Raw genomic sequence first — 21,545 nt, 5'->3', positions numbered from 1 at the left:
CCTAAGGTTCATCCCGCGATATCCCGCCTCGTCCCGGGTAGTCCCGCCACTCCGGAACCATCTGTCCCCTTACAGCCAGCCAGCAGACTCGGAGCTCTCGGCAAGCCCCCTCCCCCATGCTGACGCATGGTCCCCCTCCCCCGATGGGGGAGGAGAGGCAAGCCTTCCCTCAAGTGTCGCCCGCCTACTTCCCGGTCCCCGGCGCGTAGGGAAACTTGAGCGCCTGGTACCAGCTCAACGGATGCTCCGGCGGCGCGTGGCCGGCGGGCAGGGGCCGCTTCGAGAAGGTCTGGAAATAGGCGATGCAGGCGTCGCGCCACCACTTCGCCTCGCGCTCCTGGACGGCGAGGTCGGCGGCGACCTCGGCGTGCCGCCGGGCGTCGACGTAAGGCGCCATGCCCTCCCAGGTGCGACGCATCTCCGCGACCTCGGCCACGCCCCGGTCGTAGCGCACGACGAGCTCGTCCCAGAGCGTGCGGCCCGAGCTCACCTTGCGGTCCCAGGCCGCCCGATGGAACCACAGCAGGTTCTTCTCGTCGGCGGCCAGCGCCCGGCCGGCTTCCGGCGCGTACTGGGCCACGGCGTTGCTGCCGCTGGCCGTCCGGTCGAAGCCGATCCCTTCCGGTGAGGCGCGGTGGAAGTAGACGCTGGTCCAGTCGGCGCGGGGACCGCCCGACACCCAGGGCGCCGGGCCGTAGTGGTGCCCCTCGCCCATGATGTGGTGCAGGCCGAGCGGAGTCATGTAGTCCACCACCGTCTCGCGGGACGCCATCATCATGTCCGCGACCGGCGTCACGAAGGCCGGGTGGTCGGAAAAGGTCATCTTCGCCCACTCCTGCGCGATCGCGCGCGAGGCCCGCTGTGGGTCCCAGGCCAGGCGGCCGAAGGCGTACCAGTTGGCCTGGTCGAAATGCGACCCCGACCAGTTGCGGTCGGTCCCCACGTTGGCGACGCCGGCCATGCCGGTCAGCCCATGGCCGAAGAGCGAGCCGTCCACCACCTTGGCCACCGTCGAGCCGCGCCCCTTGCGCCAGGTGTCGGCCTTCAGCGTCTCCTCGTAGAGCGCGCCCTGATAGACGAGGTGGGTGGCGAAGCCGAGGTATTCCTTGGTGATCTGGAATTCCATCATCAGCGGCGTCTTCGGCGTCGCGCCGAACAGCGGGTGGAAGGGCTCGCGCGGCTGGAAATCCAGCGGCCCGTTCTTCACCTGGACGATGACGTTGTCGCGGAACTTGCCATCCAGCGGCGTGAACTCGCCGTAGGCCTGCTTGATGCGGTCCTCGGGCTGCTCGTTGGAATAGACGAAGGCCCGCCACATCACGACGCCCCCGTGGGGCGCCACCGCCTCGGCCAGCATGTTGGCCCCATCCGCGTGGCTGCGGCCGTAGTCCTGCGGCCCGGGCTGGCCCTCGGAGTTGGCCTTCACCAGGAAGCCGCCGAAGTCCGGGATGGTCCGGTAGATCTCGTCGGCCTTGGCCGTCCAGAACGCGCGCACCGCCGGGTCCAGCGGGTCGGCGGTCTTCAACCCCCCGATGTCGATGGGCGCGCTGAAGCGGGCCGAGAGATAGACCCTGATCCCGTAGGGCCGCAGAACGTCGGCCACCGCCGCGGCCTTGGCGATATAGGGCGCGGTCAGGCTGTCGGCCTTGGCGTTGACGTTGTTGAGGACCGTCCCGTTGATCCCCAGCGAGGCGTTGGCCCGGGCGTAGTCGACGTAGCGCGCGTCCTTGATGTCGGGCAGCCGCCACCAGTCCCAGATCGACTGGCCCGCGTAGCCCCGCTCCACGTGGCGGTCGAGGTTGTCCCAGTGGTTCAGCAGCCGCAGCTTCACCTTCGGCGCCTCGGCCACGTCCAGCCGCTCGATCGGCTGGCGGGTCTGCATCCGCCGCAGGAAGTCGAAGGCGCCGTAGAGCGCGCCCACGTCGCTGGTCCCGGCGATGACGGTGGCGCGGCGGCCCTCCACCTGGACGCTGCGGATCAGGTAGCCGTCCGGCCCCAACGCCTCCAGCGGCAGCTTCAGGCCGGCGATCAGCGGCGAGCTGGCCGGCGTGCCCACGATCAGCGCCCCGTCGCGGGTGGGCGCGGACGCCATTGGCGGCGCGGCGCCCAGCAGCCCGGACAGCCCCCGGACCAGCTCGTCGCGCGCCACGGTGAGGGTGGGCGAGCCGTCCGCGACCACCAACTCGCTCGCCGCCGCGCGATAGGCCGCCGCCTGGGCCGCCTCGACGGGTCGGTAGCGCAGCCAGAGGCCGTAGCCGTCCTCGGCCCTTGCGGCCGTGGCGAGGGCGGTGGCCAAGGCGAGGACGGCCGCGGCCGAGGCCATCAGGGTGGGTTTCATCATGGCTCCAAAGGTCGAGACATGCCAGTTGTATTGGTCAGACCACCTGATTGACAACCAGGGAGCCGCCACTAAGCTGGACCTCTCCCCAGCGAAAGCCGCGTATGTCGAAGATCACCGCCGCCAAGACGATCGTCACCTGCCCTGGGCGCAACTTCGTCACGCTGAAGATCGAGACCGCGGACGGCGTGACCGGCGTGGGCGACGCCACGCTGAACGGCCGCGAGCTGGCGGTGAGGAGCTACCTCGACGACCACGTCATCCCCTGCCTGATCGGCCGTGACGCCCACCAGATCGAGGACATCTGGCAGTACCTGCACAAGGGCGCCTACTGGCGGCGCGGCCCGGTGACCATGAGCGCCATCGCCGCCGTCGACATGGCGCTGTGGGACATCAAGGGGAAGGTCGCGGGCCTGCCGCTCTACCAGCTCCTGGGCGGCGCCTGCCGCACCGGCGTCATGGTCTACGGCCACGCCAACGGCCAGACCATCGAGGAGACGGTCGCGCGGGCGAAGGAGTACGTCGCCGCCGGCTACAAGGCCGTGCGCCTGCAATCGGGCGTGCCGGGGCTGAAGGCCGCCTACGGCGTCTCCAAGGACAAGTTCTTCTACGAGCCGGCCGACGCCGACCTGCCGACCGAGGCCGTCTGGTCCAGCGAGAAGTACCTGCGGGTCGCCCCCGAGTTGCTCGCCGCCGCCCGCGAGGCGCTGGGCTGGGACCTCCACATCCTGCACGACGTCCACCACCGGCTCACGCCCATCGAGGCCGGGCGGCTGGGCCGCGACCTGGAGCCCTACCGGCCGTTCTGGATGGAGGACCCGACGCCGGCCGAGAACCAGGCGCGCTTCCGCCTGATCCGCCAGCACACCACCACCCCCATCGCCGTGGGCGAGGTGTTCAACTCGATCTGGGACTGCAAGCAGCTCATCGAGGAGCAGCTCATCGACTACATCCGCGCCACCGTGGTCCACGCGGGCGGCATCACCCACCTGCGCCGGATCGCCAGCTTCGCGGACCTCTACGGCGTGCGCACCGGCTGCCACGGCGCCACGGACCTGTCGCCGGTGGCCATGGCCGCGGCGCTGCACTTCGACCTCTCGGTCCCGAACTTCGGGGTGCAGGAATACATGCGCCACACGCCCGAAACCGACGCCGTCTTCCCCCATGCCTACCGATTCGAGGCCGGCATGCTGCATCCGGGCGAGGCGCCGGGCCTGGGCGTCGACATCGACGAGGCCCTGGCGGCCGAACATCCCTACCGGCGCGCCTTCCTGCCCGTGGCGCGGCTGGAGGACGGGACCGTCCACGACTGGTGAGCTCTCCGCCCTTCTGCCGGGCCGAGGTCGTGAGGTATGATGTCCGACAACGGCCGCCCGGGCGGTCAGGGGACAGGGCTTAAAAGAACGATGGCGGTCAGCGGCAAGCTCTATCGACGGCTCGCAGATTCCATCGCCGCCGAGATCGAAACCGGCAAGTACGCCGTGGGCGAGCGCCTGCCGACCGAGCGTGAACTGGCCGAGCACTACGGCGTCTCCCGCCCCACCCTGCGCGAGGCCCTGATCGCGCTGGAGATGCTGGGCATGATCGAGGCGCGCCACGGCCTCGGCATCTACGTCACCCGCGCCCAGCTCCCGCTGACGGCTTCCGCCTATGACTTCGAGATCGGCGCCTTCGAGCTGATCGAGGCCCGGCGCCTGTTCGAGGGCGAGGCCGCGGCGCTGGCCGCCGCCACCATCGACGACGAGGCCCTGGCCGAGCTGGAGCGCCTGCTGGCGCTGATGGCCGACGAGGACGAGCTGAAGGGCGAGGACGCCGACAAGGAGTTCCATATGGTGATCGCCCGGGCGACCGGGAACGGCGCGATCATCGCCACGATCGAGAACCTGTGGGAGCTGCGCAACCGCTCGCCGCTGGCCCGCAACATCCTGACCCGCGCCCGCGGCATGGGCCTGGAGCCCCGCATCGCCGAGCACCGCCGCGTGCTGGAGGCGCTCCGCGCCCACGATCCCGTCGCCGCCCGCCAGGCCATGCGCGACCACCTGGAGCGGGTGATCGAACACCTGCTGCACGCCACCGAGACCGAGGCCCTGGAACGCGCCCAGCAGGAGAGCAAGGCCCGCCGCAGCCAGATCGCCAAGCGCGTGGCGATCTAGCTTCCCTTCCCATGCAATGGGAAGGGGGGGATCGCCCGCCGAAGTCGGCGCAAGCCGACTGAAGAGCGGGTGGTGGGAAGGGCAGGCCGCAGGCGCCGTGCGCGCCGCTTTCCCTTTCCGCCATCAGCTCTTCGGCCTCCGGCCTCGGCTGACGGTCCCCCTTTCCCGCGAGCAGGAAAGGAAGGCTACCGAGCCCCCAGGTAAGTGATCGGGATCGGGGCGGTCGCGGCCACGACCTTCTGCAGCACCATGTTGTCGTCCAGGCGCCAGACCTTGAGGACGTGCCGGCCGGCGGCCACGTCGGGGAAGGCGGCCCGCAGGACGCGGGCGTTGTCCTTCACCGCCTCTTCCCAGTCGCGCTGGGCCTCCAGCGTCGTGTCCGTGGGCGAGGGCAGCAGCCGGTCCACCAGCACCTGCATCGGCCGGTCGTCGATCGAGACGCCGATCCGCTGGGTCCACCGCCCAGTCGTATCCAGGGTCGGCGCCAGGTAGAGGTGCACCGTCAGGTCGCCGGCGGCGGTGGTCAGGTCGTATTCCACGCGCACGCCGTCGCGCTCGGTCGTCGCCGGACGGCCCTGCGGCAGGGCCACGACGGCGCCCTTGGTCCGCCCAAGGTTCGCGACTCTGCGCCAGCCGACGCCGGCGCCGTCCACCGCGCGGCTGAAGTCCGGGGCCTCGATGGCGACGACGCCCCCCGGGGCCTTGCGCGGGCTCGCGAACACCACCGGCTTCACAGGCCCCTTGGCGTCCACGCGGACCACCGCCGGCATCACCTGGACGTCCGGCTGCTGCCAGGTCGTGTAGCCGATGTGGGTCTGGCTCATCATGCCGTCCCACTTGCCGCCGGCCGCGCGGTGGTAGGCCTGCGTCAGCGCCGCATCCCTGGCGAACGCCGCCTCGGCCTGGTCGGCGAAGAGGTTGGCCCGCGCATCGCCCCGGGCGGCGAGCCGCCGGTTCCAGGCGACGGCGTAGTAGAGCCGGTAGAGGTTGGCCATGGCCGCGATGGGGTGCTCCACGATCTGGAGGTAGGCGTCGCGCTGGTCGGGCCGCAGGCTCGCCCTCATCCGCAGCATGTCGCGTTCCAGCGCGTCCCATTCGGCGACCATCTCGCCGAACTCGCCGCCGTCCAGCACGTCGCCCAAGCCTTCGCCGAGCCGGAAGCTGTCGGCGTCGATCAGCTCGGGCTTCCGGCGCGCGGCGTACTTGGCGTAGCGCGTGACCAGCTCGCCGATCTCGGGCCGCCCGAACGTCCGCCCCGCCCAATCCGCCGGCCAGCGCTCGAGCGCCTCCGCGGTCATCGCCTCGGGGTCCCAGGCCTGCGCCATGAAGAACGACAGCGGGACCTCCATGGGCTTGATGTCGCCCACGTTGACGATCCACAGCGTGCGCGCGCCCCGCGCCCAGGCCAGGTCCATCTGCTGCCAGGTCTTCTCGACCTGGTTCGTGTTCAGCCACTTGTAGTTCCGGGGCGCCCCCACGTAGTCGAAGTGGTAGTAGACGCCGTACCCGCCCTGGCGGTCGAGGTCGCCGGCCGGCAGGCGCCGGATCTGGCCCCAGTTGTCGTCCGCGAACAGCAAGGTCACGTCGTCCGGGACCCGCATCCCGTGGTCGTAGTAGTCCTGCACCTCTTTATAGAGAGCCCACACCTGCGGGGTCTCTTCCGGCGGTCGGCCGGTGACCTCGGCGATGATCTTCCGCTGGTCGGCCACGACCCGCTCCAGCAGCGGGATGGCGGCGTCCTCGCTCATGGCCTCGTCGCCGTCGCCGCGCATGCCCAGGGTGACCACGGCCTCGTAGCCGCGGCCGCCCCCCTCCTTGGCGGGCTTGGACATCATCCGCTCGATCCCGCCGCGCCAGAACCTGCGCAGGTTCTCGCCGTTCGTGCCGTAGTCCCACGGGCCGCCGGCGACTCCCCCTTCCGTATTGCGATGCCACTCGTCGTGGGCCCGGGTCATCGGCTCGTGGTGGGAGGTCCCCATGACCACGCCCATCTCGTCGGCCAGGACCATGTTCTTGGGATCGTCGTCGTTGAACGCCCGGGGCCGCCACATGGCCGGCCACAGGTAGTTGCCCTTCAGCCTGAGCAGCAGTTCGAAGACGTGGGCGTACATCTTCGAATTGGCCCCGCCGAACATCTTCTCGGCCCAGGTGGTCAGCGCCGGCGCCTCGTCGTTGATGAAGAAGCCCCGGTACCTGACCTTCGGCTGGTCCCGCCGCTCGCCCGCCGCCACGAACACGTCCCTGCGCCGCGCCACGGGGACGTCAGCGAACCAATGCCAGGGCGAGACGCCGATCTTCTCCGAGAGGTCGTAGGCGCCGAACACCGCGCCCCGCCGGTCCGAGCCCACGATCACCAGCGCGCGCGAGACGCCCGGGAACGGCGCCTCGACCACCCCCTGGCGATAGGCCTCCCACTGGCCGGTGAGGTCGTCGGCCCTCAGCTTGCCGGAGGCGACCAGGCCGTCGATCGCCGGGCTGCGGCCCAGTTCGCCGATGATCACCACCTCGCCCTTCGCCTGGGCGGGACTGGCGATCCTGGACGGCGCGCGTCCGCTCACCCGCTGAAGGTCGGCGGCGAAACCGTCGGCCGCGTGGCGCACCGCCGGATCGGCCGAGGCCTCCACCAGCACCGCCGCCGGCTGCCCGGCCCGGACCAGGGGGAAGGCGCCCGGGGAGGGCCGGAAGCCGACCGACGCTGCGCCCTCGGCGGCGGCCGCCCTCGCCGACAGCACCGCGCCCGCCATCCCCGCCAGCGCCACGGTCCGGCGGGTGATCCCGGTCATTCGGAGGGCTCCGGCGAATAGGCGTAGAGGCCGAAGGTCACGCCCACGAAGCCGCCGGCCGTCTTGGTCGACAGCATCGTCCCGTCGGCGTCGCGGACCAGGGTCGTCCAGGCGCCCGGCCGCGTGGCGTAGGCGAAGTCGTAGCGGCCGCCCCTGGCCTCGATCCGCAGGTCCACCGGCCCGTTCGCGGGCAGCGGGGCCTGGGCCACCACCGTCCCGTGCGGCGGCTCGCCCTCGCCCGTCCGGCGCTCCAGGCGCACCACCCGGCGGCCATCATCGCGGCCGACGCTGAGCAGGTAGAAGAAGTCCTCGCTCTGCAGCGCCGCCAGCCCGGCGCGGTCGCCGTCGTGCGCCGGCGTGAAGTCCACCCGGGTCGCGGCCGTCGCGTCCATGTGCTGCTGGCGCCGGCCCACATAGGACGGCTGGCCCTTGGACCCCAGAGGCTCGGCCCTCGCCTGCAGCGCCAGCGCCCCGCCCGCGAACCGCCGCCACACGCTCTTCGGCGTGCGCAGGGTCATCCAGTGGGGACCGAGGTCGGGGCCGTCGAAGTCCTCGCGGACCGCGAAGTCGCCGCTGAGCGGAATCCGGGCCGGGGGCGCCGGGGGCAACTTCGGCCGGGCGTGGGTCAGCGGGATCTCCCGCCCGTTCTCCAGGATCACCGGCCAGCCGTCCTTCCAGGTCACGGGCAGCAGGAAGGTCTCGCGGCCGGTGTTGTAGAAGTCGCCCGCATAGGGCCGGGTCGCGAGGAAGCTCGCCCACCATTCGCCCGACGGCGTGTCCACCAGGTCGGCGTGGCCCGCCGAGGTCACCGGGTTGGGCCGATTCCGTGGCAGGTCGCGCTGGGTCAGGATCGGGTTGCCGGCATAGGGCTCGTAGGGTCCCCAGACGTCGCGGCTGCGCAGGACCACCTGCGAATGGCCCTCGGCCGTCCCGCCTTCGGCGCAGGTCAGGATGTACCAGCCGTCCTTCTTCAGGATGTGCGGCCCTTCGATCCAGATCGGCTTCTTCGAGAGGTCGACGCCGCCGTTGACCAGCACCTTGCGCGGCCCGACCGGCTTCTGGGCCTTGAGGTCGAACTCCTGCATCCAGATGGCCCGGTGGCCCTGGTACAGCGCCGGCCCCTCGGGCTCGCCGTTGTTGAGCAGATAGGTCCGCCCGTCGTCGTCGAAGAAGAACGACGGATCGATGCCCGCGACGTCCTTGATCCAGACCGGGTCCGACCACGGCCCCGCCGGGTCCTTGGCCGTGAGGTAGTAGTTCTCGCCGCAGTCCACGCAGGTGTTCAGGATGTAGAACGTCCCGTCGCGCCAGGTGATGTCCGGCGCGAACACGGCGCGCGACAGGCCGAGGCCCGAGAAGTCGAGCTGCGTCGGCCGGTCGATGGCGTTGCCGATCTGGGTCCAGGTCACGAGGTCGCGGCTGTGGAAGACCGGCAGGCCCGGGAAGTAGGCGAAGGTCGAGGTGACCAGGTAGTAGTCCTCGCCCACCCGCGTGATGCTGGGATCGGGATGGAAGCCGGTCAGGATCGGATTGCGGTATTCCCCCGGCCCGGCCACGACGCCCGCCAAGGCTCCGGCCGGGTCATGCCCCTGGTAGTCGAACCAGTCGAACCGGGCCTCGGCCGCCCGGGCGGGAGCCGCCAGCAGCAGGCCGGCCACCAAAGCGGCAGGGATCATTCGCGGGATCATGCCCAGGTCCTCCGTTCAGGGGCGGCGCGGAAGGCCGCGGCGATGGCCGCGCGCAGCGGCTTGGCCTTGAGGTCCGTGTCGTAGGGGGTGGGGCGCTTGGGCAGGCCGTCGGCGCGCGGCGCCGTGCCCTGGAGCCAGGAGTAGCGATCCGCCAGGCCCCAGACGAGCACCTGCTTCAGCTCGCGATAGTCCAGCATCAGGTCCAGGAAGTCCTTGGCCAGCGCCGCGACTTCGGCGTCGCGGCGGGCCGTGTCCGCCGGCATCGCCCGGTCGTTGACGTCGAACTCGGTGATCAGCAGGTCCAGGCCCATGCCGCGCACCTCGTCGACGAAGGCGCGCCAGTCGCGCTGGTCGGCCGCGGAGAAGCGGGCCACCGGGGTGGAATCCACGCCCCCGCCGATGTGCCCCTGGATCCCCAGGGCGTCGATGGGGACGCCCCGGGCCTTCAGGCCTTCGAGCAGCTTCAGCACGCCCTTGCGGTGCGTGGCCTCCTCGGCGCCGAAGTTCATGTAGTCGTTGTAGACGAGCCGGGCCTTCGGGGCGGCCGCCTTCGCTTCGTGGAAGCAGATGTCTATCAGCTCAGGCCCCAGCAGCTTGCCGAGCACCGTGGCGCGCAGCTCGCCGGTGGCCGGGTCGACGGTCTCGTTGATCACGTCCCAGGAGTCGATCTGGTTCGCGTAGCGGCCGGCCACCGTCCGGATGTGGTCGCGCAGCATCCGCCCGGCGGCCTCGCGGGGCCGCGACCCGAAGTCATGGGCGGGCAGCCACTTCGCCCCGTATTCGTCTCGGTTCCACAGCAGGGTGTGTCCGCGGAACCCCAGGCCCCTCTCCCGCGCGAAGGCCGCCAGCCGGTCGGCGGGGCCGAAATCGAAACGTTCGGCGGATGGCCGCAGCACGTACCACTTGAGCTCGTTCTCGGGGACGATCAGGCCGCACTCCTGCGCGATCAGGCCGCTGTACCCCGCATCGGCCAGGGCGCCGGCCGGCATGGCGGTCCCGAACCTCAGGCCCTTCTTCCGCGCCAGGGCGTCCAGGGACTCCTCGGCTGGCCTAGCCGCGCCGCAGAGCGCCGCCGCACCGGACAGCGCCAGCGCCTGCCGTCTCGATATGGCCTGAGACACCGCTTCCTCCGCGACCCGGCCCCGTCTGGCGCGGAGCTGTCGACCCGAACGTTGCCCAAGGTGGTCAGACCAATCAAGGAGAAAATGGTAGCGCTCCCAATGCGGGGCCGGGCAAAACCGTCTAAAGCTCGGCCGTGGACACTCCGGTGGAGCACGGGTGGCGAAGCTATGTTCCGGTCGCGGCCTGGACGGGCGCGGCCGTGGTCTGCGCGCTCGTCGCCGGCGAAGGCCCGTTCGCCCGCTTCCTGGGTCCGGCGCCTGCGGCCGCCGCCATGCTCGCCGCGGGCCTCGTGGCGGGTCTCTGCCTCTGGAGCCTGGGCCGCCGCGGGTTCGAGCCAGCGGGACGGGGGGTCCTGACCGGCGCCCTGACGGCGCTCCCCTTCGCCGCCGTGGTCACGGTCGCCGACATCCTGCTGCGCTTCCCGCAGGACCTGAACGCGCCCCTGCCGGCGGCGCTCGCCGTCTATCCGGCCATGGCGCTGGTGGCCGAGACGATCTTCCACCTCCTGCCGCTCGCGCTCATCCTGGCGGTCCTGCGGGGCCGCGCGGTGGGCCTGGCCCTCGTGCTCGCAGCCCTGGTCGAGCCGCTCTATCAGGTGCGCGGCATGTTCGCGGACGAGGGCCTGACGGCGCAGAACGCCTTCGTCCTGCCCTTCGTGCTGGCCTTCAACCTCGTCCAGCTCTGGCTTTTCCGCAGATACGGCTTCCTGGCCATGGCCGCCATGCGGCTCGCCAACTACGCCTGGTGGCACCTGGCCTGGGGCGCGCTCCGGCTGGAGCTGCTCTTCTAGCATCCAAAAAAGAAAGGCCCGGCGGATGGCCGGGCCTTTCCGTTCGACTTCTGGCGACGCCTACTTCGGCGCCGTCATCGGCGTCAGCGCCTTCACGGCTTCGCGCTGGGCGGCCAGTTCTTCCGTGTGCAGCGGGATCAGGCCGCGCTGGATCAGGTAGCCGCCGCGGCCGACGGCGGCTTCCGACAGGAAGCCGTCCACGAATTCGCGCAGGCCCGGGGTCACGCCCAGGTTGGCCTTCTTCACGTAGATGTAGAGCGAGCGCGACAGCGGATAGCTGCCGTTCGAGATGTTCTGCAGGGTCGGCTCGACGCCCTCGATCTTGGCGGCCTTCACCTTGTCGAGGTTGTTCTCCAGGAACGAGTAGCCGAACACGCCGACCGCGCCCGGGGTCTTTTCCAGGGTCTGGACGATGACGTTGTCGTTCTCGCCGGCGTCGATCCACGCGCCGTCCTTGCGCAGGACATGGCTGCGTTGCTTGAAGGCGTCCTCGTCGGACGTCTTCAGGGCGGCCATGGCCGGGACCTTCTCGGCGCCCTTCTCCATCGCCAATTCGACGAAGGCGTCGCGCGTGCCCGAGGTCGGCGGCGGGCCATAGGCCACGATGCGCTCGTTGGGCAGGCCGGGCGCCACATTGCTCCAGTTGGCGACGGTGTTGGTGGTGAAGCCCGAACCCTGCGGGACCTCGGCGGCCAGCGCCTTGTAGATCTGCTCGCGGGTGATGTTGAACGTGGGCGCCGCCTTGGCGTTGGCGATGACGATGCCGTCGTAGCCGATCTTGATCTCGAGGATGTCGGTGACGCCGTTGGCCTGGCAGGCGTCCCACTCCGACTTCTTCATGGCCCGCGAGGCGTTGGCCACGTCGGGGAAGCCCTTGCCGGCGCCGCCGCAGAACAGCTTGAAGCCGCCGCCCGTGCCCAGGCTCTCAACCTTGGCCGGCGCGCCGCCGGTGGTGCGGGCGACGGTCTCGGCCACGCGGGTGGCGAAGGGGAACACCGTCGAGGAGCCGGCGGCCCAGACCTGGCCCTGGGCGGCGCCCTTGGGCGCGGCCGCCTGGCCGGACTTCTGCTCGCCGCCTTGTCCGCAGGCGGACAGAGCGACCGCGCTGAGCGCGAGGACGGCGGTGAGGGTCGGGAATCGCATGGCGTTGCTCCGAATGTCGGTTGGTCTGGGCGCTACCACCGCTGTGTGACAGTTCGTTGACGGACGATCATGGCTCGTCGTTCGGGATGTTCAGCAGGGTCCCGCAGGCCTTGCAGTGCACGGCGTCGGCGTCGTGCCGCATCAGCCCGCAGGCCGGACAGGTGAAGCGCACCTTGTAGGGCCGGATCAGCGTCTGGGCGAGGCGCACGAACAGCGTGATCCCGCTGATCATGATGACGATGGTCAGCAGCCGGCCCCACACGCCGGTCAAGGTGATGTCGCCGAAGCCGGTCGTCGTCAGCGTCATGACGGTGAAGTAGAGCGCGTCCAGATAGCCCGCGATGCCCGGGTGCTCGCCCGCGAAGCTCGTGTAGACGAAGCCCGTGGCCACGAAGACGAAGGTGACCATGGTGGCCACGGCCTTGGTCACGTCCTCCCAGCGGGTCTCGTCGTAGCGGCGGCCGATGGTCTCCCAGAAGAAGTCGCCGTGGAACAGCGACCACAGCTTCAGCACCCGCAGGAAGGCCAGGTTGAACAGCCACAGCGGGAACAGCAGCGTGACCAGCACGAACAGGTCCACCCAGACGCTCGGCTTGCGAATCCAGGTCCAGAAGCCCGAGAACGCCATGGCCCGGGCCGCGATATCCACGGCGAGCACGAACGCGACCATGTAGTCGACGTAGAGGTAGACCGGGTATTTCCGCAGGAACGGCGCGGCGATGAAGAAGCCGATCAGCAGGAAGTCGAGCCCGATGATTCCCAGCCGGAACCGCACCGCGGCCGGCGTGCGGCCGTGGTAGAGCTCGCGCAGCTTCACCCGCAGCCTGGGCAGGCGCCGCCGCGATCCGCCGGCCTGTGTCGCCCCCGTCAAGATCCCTCCGCTCCGTCCCCTTCCGCCTGAACCCCTGCGCGCCTGAAGGGTTCATGAGACGCCGCGCAGGCTCGCGCGGCCAAGCGGAAAGGACAAGCCATGCCTGCCAAGTCCGGAGCCCAGCAGAAGGCCGCCGGCGCGGCCCTGTCGGCCAAGCGGGGCGACACGCCCAAGAGCAAGCTCAAGGGCGCCTCGAAGTCGATGATGTCGATGAGCGAGAAGGAGCTGGAGAAGATGGCCTCGACCAAGCGCAAGGGTAAGCCGGAGCACGTCGCCAAGTCCTGAGGCTTGGCGCCCGGCCTCCGTTTGGGCCAAGCTTCCCCCGACGCCGGCGCAGACCGGCCTTGAGGGGACGAACGGGGGCATCGCATGGTCCAACTCACTCGCCGCGCCTTCGCGGGCGCGCCGCTCGCGCTCACCGCCTGCGCCACGGTTCCGGCAGGCAGGGCCCCGGCCGCCGCCGGCTGGCCCAAGGGGTGGCCCGACGCCACCGAGACCGCCGCCGCCATCCGGCGCGGCGAGCTGACCGCGCAGCAGGCCGTCGGCGCGGCGGTGGACCGGGCCCTGGCCCTCCAGCCGAAGCTGAACTTCCTCGTCGCCTCGGACTTCGACCGGGCCCTGGCCAGGGCCGCCACCGGCCCCGGCGCCGGCCCATTCGCGGGCGTGCCGTTCCTCATCAAGGACCTGGACGACTACCGGGGCCTGCCCACCCGGTCGGGCTCGTTCTCCCAGCTTCCCCTCCCTCCGGCGAAGGGCCAAGGCCCGCTGGTGGACGCCTTCGAGCGGGCGGGCGCCGTCGTGGTCGGCAAGTCGGCCACGCCCGAGTACGGCTTCCTGCCCACCACCGAGCCGAACGTCTTCGGCCCCACCCGCAATCCCTGGGACCCGGGCCGCTCCAGCGGCGGTTCGTCCGGCGGCGCGGCGGTGGCGGTCGCGGCCGGCGTCGTCCCCTTCGCCCACGCCAGCGACGGCGGCGGCTCGATCCGCATCCCCGCCTCCTGCTGCGGCCTCTTCGGCCTCAAGCCCTCGCGCGGCCGGATGGTGGGGACCCGCGGCGAGACCAAGATCAGCGATCTGTCCGTCGACCACGTGCTGACCCGCAGCGTCCGGGATTCGGCGGCCATGTTCGCGCTGACCGAGGACCAAGGCCCGGACGCCCAGCATCCGCCGGTGGGCCTCGTCTCCGGACCCCTGCGCCGCAAGCTGCGGGTCGGCCTCGTCATGGACGGCATGGCCGGCAAGGCCCCCTCCCCCGAGGTCCGCGCCGCGACCGAGCGCAGCGCGAAGCTCATGGAGAGCCTGGGGCACACGGTCGTCGAAACCCGCTGGCCGATGGGCCAGGAGTTCATCAACGACTTCCTCCTGCTGTGGTCGTCAGGCGCGGCCCAGCTCGCCGCCGCCATCGGCAAGGCCGCCGGCCGCAAGCCCGACACGACGCTGCTGGAACCCTTCAGCCTGGGCATGGCCGAGATGTACGCCAAGGCCCCGCCCGGCGCCTTCCAGGCGGCCATGGAGCGGCTGCACGCCGCGGCCATGGCCTACGATCCCTGGTTCGTCGGCAACGGCTTCGACGTGATCCTCTCGCCCGTGCTGTCCGCCCCGCCGCCGCCGCTGGGCTGGGTCGGGCCGAACGTGGCCTTCGACACGCTGGTCGAGCGGCTGATCGAGTACGTGGGCTACACGACCTACCACAACGTGGTGGGCGCGCCGGCCATGAGCGTACCGCTCAACTGGACCGACGCCGGCCTGCCGGTCGGGACCCAGTTCGCCGCCCGCGTCGGCCACGAGGCCCTGCTCTTCCAGCTCGCCTACCAGCTCGAAGCCGCCCAGCCCTGGGCGCAGCGTCTCCCGACCGTCCACGCCTGATCGAGCCGCCGCGCAAGCGGCGGCTCAGCGAGTTTGGAACCACAGAAAACACAGAAGGACACAGACAGCGCCGAGTCCTTCCGTACAAGGCGCGCGGACAGCGCGCCTTCTGTGTTTTCCGTGGTCAATCCAAGCTGAGGCGCCGCTTCGCGGCCTTGGCCTCTACGCCGCCAGGCCCTGCAGCCGGGCGGCGGTCTCGCGCACCCGCTCGGGCCCGCCCAGGAGCTGGCGGTTCAGGCCGATGCGCTTGAACCAGTAGTGCAGGCCCAAGAGGTCGGTGATGCCCATGCCGCCATGGACCTCGGTCGCCGTGCGGGCCACGAAGCGGCCGATCTCCGAGGTGTGGGCCTTGGCGTGGGCGGCCATCAGCGGCGCCTCGTCCGGCGCGTGGTCGAAGGCGTAGGCGGCGTACCAGACGAGCGCGCGGGCCGGTTCGAGCTCGGCGGCCATCTCGGCGCACAGGTGCTTCACCGCCTGGAACGAGCCGATCACCCGGCCGAACTGGCGCCGCTCCTTGGCGTAGGCCACGGCCTTCTCCAGCATGGCCTCGCCGGCCCCCAGCGTGTCGGCCGCCAGCATCGTCCAGGCCGCGTCGCGCAGGCGATGCAGGGCGCCCTTGCCGGCCGGCGGCTCGGCCAAGGGTTGGGCCGGCGTGTCCCGGAAGCTGATCTCGGTGAGCCGGCGGGTGGCGTCGATGGTGCTCATCGCCTCCACGGCTTCCGCCGTCTCGGCCAGGTGCAGGCCACCGGTCCGGTCGGCGACCACCAGCAGGTCCGCGCCCTCGGCCCCGATAACGAACAGCGCCTTGCCGGTCAGCCGCCCGCCCTGCGCCGCCACCCCGGCCCCGTCCCGGGCGCCGGCGATCGGCTCGGAGATGGCCACGCCGGCCGTGACCTCGCCCGCCGCCAGCCTCGGCAGCCAGCGCGCCTGCTGCCCGGCCGACCCGCCGAACTTCAGCGCCAGGGGCGCCAGCACGGCCGAGCCGAGGAAGGGCGTCGGCGCCACGGCCCGGCCCAGGGCCTCCGCCGCCAGCGCGGCCTCCAGCAGGCCCAGCCCCAGGCCGCCGTGCTCCTCGTCGATCAGCAGGCCCGGCAGGCCGAGATCCGCCAGCCCCGCCCAGATGTCGCCGGCCGACGGCTCGTTGTCGTCGGCGAAGCGGCGCACCCGCTCCAGGGGCGCGAGGTCCGCCAGGGCCTTGGTCAGGCTGTCCTGCAGCAGCTTCTGGTCTTCGGAGAGCGCGAACCGCATGTCAGGCCTCCACTGTCTTGGGCTCGCGGGGCATGCCCAGGCCGCGTTCGGCGATGATGTTCTTCTGGATCTGGGCCGTGCCGCCGCCGATGATCAGGCCCAGGTCGAACATGTAGTTGCGCTGCCACGAGCCCCGCGCCCGCAGGTGCGGCCCGTCGTGGTAGAGGACGCCCAGCTCCCCCAGGGCGTCGATGGCCAGCGCCGCCACCTGGTGGTTCAGCTCGCAGCCCTGGAGCTTGACGATCAGCCGGGCCAGCCCCGCCGTTTCGTCGGTCATCGTGCGCAGGCCGTTGAACTTCATGGCGAAGACCCGGGCCTGGAGCTGCATCAGCCGGTCGCGGAAGACGGCGTTGTCGATGATCCGCTGGCCGTCCACGGCCTCGGTCTTCATCAGCTCGATCAGCGCCTTGAGCCTGGCCTCGGTGGCGTTGGGATCGCCCAGCATCCCCCGCTCGTGCTTCAGCGTGGTGTTGGCCACCTGCCAGCCCCGCCCCCGCCCGCCCACGACGTTGGCCTGCGGCACGCGCACGTCGGTGAAGAACACCTCGTTGAACTCGGCATGACCGGTCATGGTCTTCAGCGGCCGGACCTCGATCCCGGGCGTGTCCATCGGGATCAGGACGTAGCTGATGCCCTCATGCTTCGGCCTGTCGGGCTCGGTCCGCACCAGGCAGAACATCATGTCGGCGAGGTGGGCGGTGCTGGTCCAGATCTTCGAACCCGAGATGACGAAGTCCTCGCCATCCTCCACCGCCCGGGTCTGCAGCGAGGCGAGGTCCGAGCCCGCGCCCGGTTCGGAATAGCCCTGGCACCAGACCACCTCGCCGCGCAGGGTGGGACCGATCCAACGCGTCTTCTGTTCCTCCGAACCCACCTCCAGCAGGGTCGGGACCAGCATCGAGATGCCCTGGTTGGCGATGCCCCGGGGCGCGCCGGCGGCGATGAATTCCTCGGCGATGATCCGGCCCTTGAGGATGTCCGGCTCGGCGCCGAAGCCGCCATACTCGCGCGGGATCGTTCGGGCCGCGTAGCCGTGCTCGATCAGCAGCCGCTGCCAGGCCAGGGCGTCCCTGGGCTGGCCGGCCTCGTACTCGCCACGATGGGCCTCCAGGAAGCCGCGCACCTCCTCCCGGAAGGCGGCCAGTTCGGGCGTGAGCGTCAGGTCCATGCGTTCCCCGCGACGATTTTCTGTAACTGCACCCGGGTTCGCGCATCTAAGCAACGGCGCCCTGGCGTCAACGCGCGGTTTCGGCGCAAGACGCGCCGGATCGTCCTCGCAAGCGTAGGAGTTGTGTCCTGCGCCATATGCGCCAACCTGTATGGCGCCCGCCGGCCATGAAGCCGTGGAGATCCCGAATGCTCCGTCCCGCCCTTTTCGCCGCCGCAGCGATCACCCTCGCCGGCTGCTCCTCCGGATCGAACGACCCCTTCGTGGGGTTCGGGCCCAACCCGCCGCTCAGCGCGCCCCGCCAGTCCCTGATCCCGACCGTTGGCGTTCCCGACGTGGTGGGCTGGCCGGCGGGCGCCGCGCCCAAGGCGCCGCCCGGCTTCGCCGTGACCCGCTTCGCCGAGGGGCTCGACCATCCCCGCTGGCTGCTGGTGCTGCCGAACGGCGACGTGCTGGCCGCGCTGTCGGCCTCCGAACCCAGCAAGGCCGACAAGTCCAACCAGGGGATCAAGGGCTTCTTCCAGAAGCTGCTGATGAAGAAGGTCGGCTCGGCCAAGCCCAGTCCCAACCGGATCATGCTGCTGCGCGACGCCGACGGCGACGGCGTGGCCGAGGTCCGCACCACCTTCGCCCAGGGGCTCAGGCAGCCCTTCGGCATGACGCTGGTGGGCGATACGCTCTACGTGGCCAATTCGGACGGGGTGGTGAGCTATCCCTACCAGGCCGGCCAGACCGAGGTCGCGGGTCCGGGGACCAAAGTCTTCGACCTGCCCGGCCCGCCCATCAACCACCACTGGACCAAGAACGTCGTCGCCAGTCCCGACGGCGCCAAGCTGTTCGCCACCGTCGGATCGAACTCCAACATCGGCGAGAACGGCATGGAGAACGAGGTCGGGCGCGCGGCCATCTGGGAATACGACCTGGCCACCAAGCAGGCCCGCGTGTTCGCCAGCGGCATCCGCAACCCGAACGGCATCGATTTCGAGCCGACCACGGGCGTGATGTGGACCGTCTCCAACGAGCGGGACGAGATCGGCAACGACCTGCCGCCCGACTTCCTGACCAGCGTGAAGGACGGCGGCTTCTACGGCTGGCCCTACAGCTACTGGGGCCAGCACGTCGATGCGCGGGTGAAGCCGCAACGCCCCGACCTCGTCGCCCAGGCCATCGCGCCGGACTACGGCCTGGGCCCGCACACAGCCTCGCTGGGGCTGACGTTCTACCAGGCCGACGCCTTCCCGGCGAAGTACCGGGGCGGGGCCTTCATCGGCCAGCACGGATCGTGGAACCGCAAGCCGCTCAACGGCTACCGCGTGGTGTTCGTGCCCTTCGCGGGGGGACGGCCGCAAATGCCGGCCGAGGCCTTCCTGACCGGCTTCCTCAACGCCGACCAGAAGATCCAGGGCCGCCCCGTGGGCGTGGCCGTGGACGGTCGCGGCGCCCTCCTGGTCGCCGACGACGTGGGCGGGATGGTCTGGCGGGTCGCGCCCGCCAGACCGTGAGGAGCGCTCCTCACCCCATCTTGAAGACGCAGATCTTGTTGCCGTCCAGGTCGCGGAAGTAGGCGCCGTAGAAGGTGGGCAGGCGCTGGCCGGGCGCACCGTCGCAGGTTCCGCCGGCGGCGAGGGCGGCGGCGTGGACCTCATCCACCTGCTCCTTGGACTGGGCGGGGAAGCCGAACATGGTGCCGTTGCCGGCGGTGGCCGGCTGCTCGTCGTAGGGCTTGCTGATGGCGATCATGCCGGGCGTTCCGGCGCCGCCGTAGAACTGCATCCGCTCGCCATTGGCGAAGGTGCGCTTGCCGCCGAGCGGTGTGAGCACCGCGTCATAGAACTTGGTCGCCTTTTCCAGGTCGTTCGTGCCGATGGTGACGTAGCCGATCATGGGGCTCTCCTCCTGCTGTCCCGCCAAGCTTAGCCGGTGACGCCCACGGAAGGGCAAGGCCCGCGTGGACGGGCAGGCGCCTCCCGGTCCAGAGTGACGGAAGTCTCGGGGGAGGATGGGATGTTCCGAAGCGTTGGACTGGGCGCGGCCGTGGGGCTGGCGCTGGCCGTGGGAGCGCACGCGGAGGAATCCACCGCCGTCCGCCGGGAGGCCGCCGCCGTGAAGGGCCTGGCCCAGCCGGCCGAGCTGGTGGTCGACCGCTGGGGCGTGCCGCACATCTATGCCCAGAGCGCCCGCGACGCCTTCTTCCTGCAGGGGTGGAACGCCGCCCGCGACCGGCTCTGGCAGATCGACCTGTGGCGCAAGCGGGGCCTGGGGCGGCTGTCGGCCAGCTTCGGGCCTGCCTACGTGAAGCAGGATCGGGCCGCGCGGCTCTTCCTCTATCGCGGCGACATGGCCGCCGAGTGGGCGGCGTACGGCCCTGACGGCCGCGAGGCGGTGGAGGCCTTCGCCGCCGGGATCAACGCCTATGTGGCCGAAGTCCGCGCTGGCCGCCGGCCCCTTCCCGTGGAGTTCGGCCTGACGGAGAGCGCGCCCGAGGACTGGGCCCCGGAAGACGTCCTGCGCATCCGCAGCCACGCCCTGGTCTCCAACGTCGCCTCGGAAGTGGCCCGGGCCCGCACCATCTGTGCGGGCGGCGTCGAGGCCGACGCGCTGCGGCGGCGCCTGGAGCCCGCCCGCAAGGTGCAAGTCCCCGCCGGGCTCGATCCCTGCGACGTGCCCGAGGACGTGCTCGCCGACTACCTCCTGGGCACGGCGGCCGTGAGCTTCGAGGCGCCGCGCGCCAGCGGCGCCGGGGGCAGGCTCGCCCAGCACATCGAGGCCGCCTCGGCCGAGGGTTCGAACAACTGGGTGATCGGCGCCGACCGCACCGCGACCGGGCGGCCGATCCTGGCCAACGACCCGCACCGGGCGGTGGGGACACCGTCGCTCCGCTACATCGCCCACTTGGACGCGCCGGGCCTGTCGATCATCGGCGCGGGCGAGCCCGCCCTGCCCGGCGTGTCGCTCGGCCACAACGGCCACGCCGCCTTCGGCCTGACCATCTTCTACATCGACCAGGAGGACCTCTACGTCTACGAGACCCGCGGCGACGCCTACCGCTACAAGGGCGGCTGGGAGCCGATGCGGGTGGTCCGCGAGACCATCGAGGTGAAGGGCGAGGCGCCCCGCGAGGTCGAGCTCCGCTTCACCCGCCATGGCCCCGTGCTCAAGCAGGACGACGCCAGGGGCCGCGCCTTCGCTCTGCGCACCGTCTGGAACGAGCCCGGCCTCTCCGGCTACTTCGGCTCGGCGCGGCTGTGGCGGGCGAAGTCCTGGGACGACTTCCAGGCGGCCCGCGACCGCTGGGGCGCGCCGCCGCTCAACCTGGTCTATGCCGACACCTCGGGCGACATCGGCTGGTCGGCCGCGGGCCGCACGCCCCGGCGGCCCAACTGGGACGGCCTGACGCCCGTGCCCGGCGACGGCCGCTACGAGTGGCAGGGCTTCCTGCAGGACGGCGGCCTGCCGGCCGTGCGCAATCCCAAGGCCGGCTTCTTCGCCACGGCCAACGAGATGAACGTCCCGGCCGACTATCCCATGGCCGAGCGCAAGCTGGGCTTCGAATGGTCGGACCGGACGCGTTCCACGCGCATCCACGAGGTGCTGGCCGCGACGGCGAAGGCCACCCTCGCCGACTCCATGGCCCTGCAGACCGACACCGTCAGCGCCCAGGTCCGCCGCGCCCAGGCGCTCATCGCCCCGCTCGCCTCGGACGATCCGGACGTGGCCCGGGCGCTTGCCCTGCTGAAGGCCTGGGACGGGGACGAGCGGCTGGATAGCCCCGCCGCCTCGATCTACGAGGTCTGGGTCGGCAAGCACCTCGGCCGCGAGGTCGCGGCCCGCAACCTGGCGTCCGAGGAGGCCCGACGGCTGATCGGCGCCGGTTCGCCCGACGCCGTCCTGCTCTGGCTGGAAAACGCCGCGCCCGCGGCGCGCGCGCCGTTGCTGCTGGCGAGCCTCAAAGCGGCGACCGCCGAGCTGCGCGCCCGGCTGGGTCCGGACATGGCGACCTGGACCTGGGGCCGGCTGCACCACGCGAAGTTCACGCCGGCGGCGGCGGCCCTGGCCGACCCAGCGCTTGCCGCCCAGATGACGGTGGGGACCCTGCAGGTTCCGGGCTCGGCCTCGACGCCGCGGGCGGCGAGCTGGCGGGCCATCGACTTCCAACAGACCGCCGGGGCCTCGGTGCGCCTCGTGCTGGACGTGGGGGCCTGGGACAACTCCATGGCCATCAACACGCCGGGGCAGTCAGGGGACCCGTTCAGCCCCCACTACCGCGACCTGTTCCCCCTGTGGGCGGCCGGCGCCTACGTGCCCCTGCGGTTCAGCCGCGCCGCCGTGATGGGCGACGCGGAGACCGTCATGAGCCTGACGCCGGCTCCCTGAC

Annotated in this window: 16 protein-coding genes; 7 read left to right on the top strand and 9 right to left on the bottom strand. The window is 71.2% G+C overall.

Annotated features, from left to right (window positions below; translation table 11 throughout):
- Window positions 1-184: 184 nt before the first annotated feature.
- The gene (locus tag ACK4TT_RS01430) at window positions 185-2,341 is read right to left on the bottom strand and encodes an alpha-glucuronidase family glycosyl hydrolase (RefSeq protein ID WP_410212179.1); all 2,157 of its coding nucleotides are present in this window, start codon (window positions 2,339-2,341) and stop codon (window positions 185-187) included.
- Between the two features lie 101 nt (window positions 2,342-2,442).
- Here ACK4TT_RS01430 and manD point away from each other — a divergent pair, with 101 nt between their 5' ends.
- Together manD and ACK4TT_RS01420 are read left to right on the top strand one after the other, a co-directional pair.
- Window positions 2,443-3,654, top strand: coding sequence for a D-mannonate dehydratase ManD (manD, locus tag ACK4TT_RS01425; RefSeq protein ID WP_410212178.1), 1,212 nt, complete (start codon window positions 2,443-2,445; stop codon window positions 3,652-3,654).
- A 90-nt stretch (window positions 3,655-3,744) separates the two neighbouring features.
- The gene (locus ACK4TT_RS01420) at window positions 3,745-4,491 is read left to right on the top strand and encodes a FadR/GntR family transcriptional regulator (protein ID WP_410212177.1); all 747 of its coding nucleotides are present in this window, start codon (window positions 3,745-3,747) and stop codon (window positions 4,489-4,491) included.
- 185 nt (window positions 4,492-4,676) lie between these two features.
- Here ACK4TT_RS01420 and ACK4TT_RS01415 read toward each other — a convergent pair whose 3' ends face one another.
- Genes ACK4TT_RS01415 through ACK4TT_RS01405 form a run of 3 tightly spaced genes read right to left on the bottom strand, consistent with a single transcriptional unit; the run spans window position 4,677 to window position 10,083 of the window.
- Entirely contained in the window at window positions 4,677-7,274 is a 2,598-nt protein-coding gene (locus ACK4TT_RS01415) for a glycosyl hydrolase 115 family protein (RefSeq protein WP_410212176.1), read from the bottom strand.
- Complete coding sequence (locus ACK4TT_RS01410) at window positions 7,271-8,950, bottom strand: glycoside hydrolase family 43 protein (protein WP_410212175.1); 1,680 nt, start codon at window positions 8,948-8,950, stop codon at window positions 7,271-7,273. The genes ACK4TT_RS01415 and ACK4TT_RS01410 overlap by 4 nt, the downstream gene beginning before the upstream one ends.
- An 8-nt stretch (window positions 8,951-8,958) precedes the next feature.
- Window positions 8,959-10,083: an endo-1,4-beta-xylanase gene (locus tag ACK4TT_RS01405; RefSeq protein WP_410212174.1), complete on the bottom strand. Its 1,125-nt coding sequence runs from the start codon at window positions 10,081-10,083 to the stop codon at window positions 8,959-8,961.
- Between the two features lie 134 nt (window positions 10,084-10,217).
- On the opposite strand from ACK4TT_RS01405, the gene ACK4TT_RS01400 reads away from it, so the two are divergent.
- Entirely contained in the window at window positions 10,218-10,874 is a 657-nt protein-coding gene (locus ACK4TT_RS01400) for a hypothetical protein (protein ID WP_410212173.1), read from the top strand.
- A 60-nt stretch (window positions 10,875-10,934) separates the two neighbouring features.
- Here ACK4TT_RS01400 and ACK4TT_RS01395 read toward each other — a convergent pair whose 3' ends face one another.
- Together ACK4TT_RS01395 and ACK4TT_RS01390 are read right to left on the bottom strand one after the other, a co-directional pair.
- Entirely contained in the window at window positions 10,935-12,017 is a 1,083-nt protein-coding gene (locus ACK4TT_RS01395; RefSeq protein ID WP_410212172.1) for a substrate-binding domain-containing protein, read from the bottom strand.
- Window positions 12,018-12,084: 67 nt separating this feature from the next.
- On the bottom strand, window positions 12,085-12,888 hold the full coding sequence (locus ACK4TT_RS01390) for a potassium channel family protein (RefSeq protein ID WP_410212171.1): 804 nt from the start codon (window positions 12,886-12,888) through the stop codon (window positions 12,085-12,087).
- Window positions 12,889-12,987: 99 nt separating this feature from the next.
- On the opposite strand from ACK4TT_RS01390, the gene ACK4TT_RS01385 reads away from it, so the two are divergent.
- Together ACK4TT_RS01385 and ACK4TT_RS01380 are read left to right on the top strand one after the other, a co-directional pair.
- A complete protein-coding gene (locus ACK4TT_RS01385) occupies window positions 12,988-13,173 on the top strand; it encodes a DUF3008 family protein (RefSeq protein WP_410212170.1) in 186 nt (61 codons plus the stop codon).
- Between the two features lie 84 nt (window positions 13,174-13,257).
- Window positions 13,258-14,754: an amidase gene (locus tag ACK4TT_RS01380; protein WP_410212169.1), complete on the top strand. Its 1,497-nt coding sequence runs from the start codon at window positions 13,258-13,260 to the stop codon at window positions 14,752-14,754.
- Window positions 14,755-14,916: 162 nt separating this feature from the next.
- Here ACK4TT_RS01380 and ACK4TT_RS01375 read toward each other — a convergent pair whose 3' ends face one another.
- Both ACK4TT_RS01375 and ACK4TT_RS01370 read right to left on the bottom strand, forming a co-directional pair.
- Complete coding sequence (locus ACK4TT_RS01375; protein WP_410212168.1) at window positions 14,917-16,002, bottom strand: acyl-CoA dehydrogenase family protein; 1,086 nt, start codon at window positions 16,000-16,002, stop codon at window positions 14,917-14,919.
- A gap of 1 nt (window position 16,003) precedes the next feature.
- Window positions 16,004-17,170 carry an acyl-CoA dehydrogenase family protein gene (locus tag ACK4TT_RS01370; protein WP_410212167.1) on the bottom strand — a complete coding sequence of 389 codons (1,167 nt, stop codon included), beginning with the start codon at window positions 17,168-17,170 and terminating at the stop codon, window positions 16,004-16,006.
- Window positions 17,171-17,358: 188 nt separating this feature from the next.
- On the opposite strand from ACK4TT_RS01370, the gene ACK4TT_RS01365 reads away from it, so the two are divergent.
- On the top strand, window positions 17,359-18,672 hold the full coding sequence (locus ACK4TT_RS01365) for a PQQ-dependent sugar dehydrogenase (RefSeq protein WP_410212166.1): 1,314 nt from the start codon (window positions 17,359-17,361) through the stop codon (window positions 18,670-18,672).
- Window positions 18,673-18,682: 10 nt separating this feature from the next.
- Here ACK4TT_RS01365 and ACK4TT_RS01360 read toward each other — a convergent pair whose 3' ends face one another.
- On the bottom strand, window positions 18,683-19,054 hold the full coding sequence (locus ACK4TT_RS01360) for a VOC family protein (protein WP_410212165.1): 372 nt from the start codon (window positions 19,052-19,054) through the stop codon (window positions 18,683-18,685).
- A 120-nt stretch (window positions 19,055-19,174) separates the two neighbouring features.
- Between ACK4TT_RS01360 and ACK4TT_RS01355 the strand changes: the two genes are divergently transcribed.
- Window positions 19,175-21,544, top strand: coding sequence for a penicillin acylase family protein (locus ACK4TT_RS01355; RefSeq protein ID WP_410212164.1), 2,370 nt, complete (start codon window positions 19,175-19,177; stop codon window positions 21,542-21,544).
- Window position 21,545 lies beyond the last annotated feature (1 nt).

Origin of the sequence: Phenylobacterium sp., assembly GCF_046463815.1 — a bacterium.
Taxonomy (GTDB): Bacteria; Pseudomonadota; Alphaproteobacteria; order Caulobacterales; family Caulobacteraceae; genus Phenylobacterium.
The sequence above is the reverse complement of the archived record's forward strand: the minus strand, read 5'-3'. Positions and strand labels throughout refer to the sequence as shown.

Bases quoted from the DNA above. Each gene is read 5' to 3' on its own strand.
- ACK4TT_RS01430 (WP_410212179.1), bottom strand. From the start codon at position 2,341: ATGATGAAACCCACCCTGATGGCCTCGGCCGCGGCCGTCCTCGCCTTG.
- manD (WP_410212178.1), top strand. From the start codon at position 2,443: ATGTCGAAGATCACCGCCGCCAAGACGATCGTCACCTGCCCTGGGCGC.
- ACK4TT_RS01420 (WP_410212177.1), top strand. From the start codon at position 3,745: ATGGCGGTCAGCGGCAAGCTCTATCGACGGCTCGCAGATTCCATCGCC.
- ACK4TT_RS01415 (WP_410212176.1), bottom strand. From the start codon at position 7,274: ATGACCGGGATCACCCGCCGGACCGTGGCGCTGGCGGGGATGGCGGGC.
- ACK4TT_RS01410 (WP_410212175.1), bottom strand. From the start codon at position 8,950: ATGATCCCTGCCGCTTTGGTGGCCGGCCTGCTGCTGGCGGCTCCCGCC.
- ACK4TT_RS01395 (WP_410212172.1), bottom strand. From the start codon at position 12,017: ATGCGATTCCCGACCCTCACCGCCGTCCTCGCGCTCAGCGCGGTCGCT.
- ACK4TT_RS01385 (WP_410212170.1), top strand. From the start codon at position 12,988: ATGCCTGCCAAGTCCGGAGCCCAGCAGAAGGCCGCCGGCGCGGCCCTG.
- ACK4TT_RS01380 (WP_410212169.1), top strand. From the start codon at position 13,258: ATGGTCCAACTCACTCGCCGCGCCTTCGCGGGCGCGCCGCTCGCGCTC.
- ACK4TT_RS01375 (WP_410212168.1), bottom strand. From the start codon at position 16,002: ATGCGGTTCGCGCTCTCCGAAGACCAGAAGCTGCTGCAGGACAGCCTG.
- ACK4TT_RS01370 (WP_410212167.1), bottom strand. From the start codon at position 17,170: ATGGACCTGACGCTCACGCCCGAACTGGCCGCCTTCCGGGAGGAGGTG.
- ACK4TT_RS01365 (WP_410212166.1), top strand. From the start codon at position 17,359: ATGCTCCGTCCCGCCCTTTTCGCCGCCGCAGCGATCACCCTCGCCGGC.
- ACK4TT_RS01360 (WP_410212165.1), bottom strand. From the start codon at position 19,054: ATGATCGGCTACGTCACCATCGGCACGAACGACCTGGAAAAGGCGACC.
- ACK4TT_RS01355 (WP_410212164.1), top strand. From the start codon at position 19,175: ATGTTCCGAAGCGTTGGACTGGGCGCGGCCGTGGGGCTGGCGCTGGCC.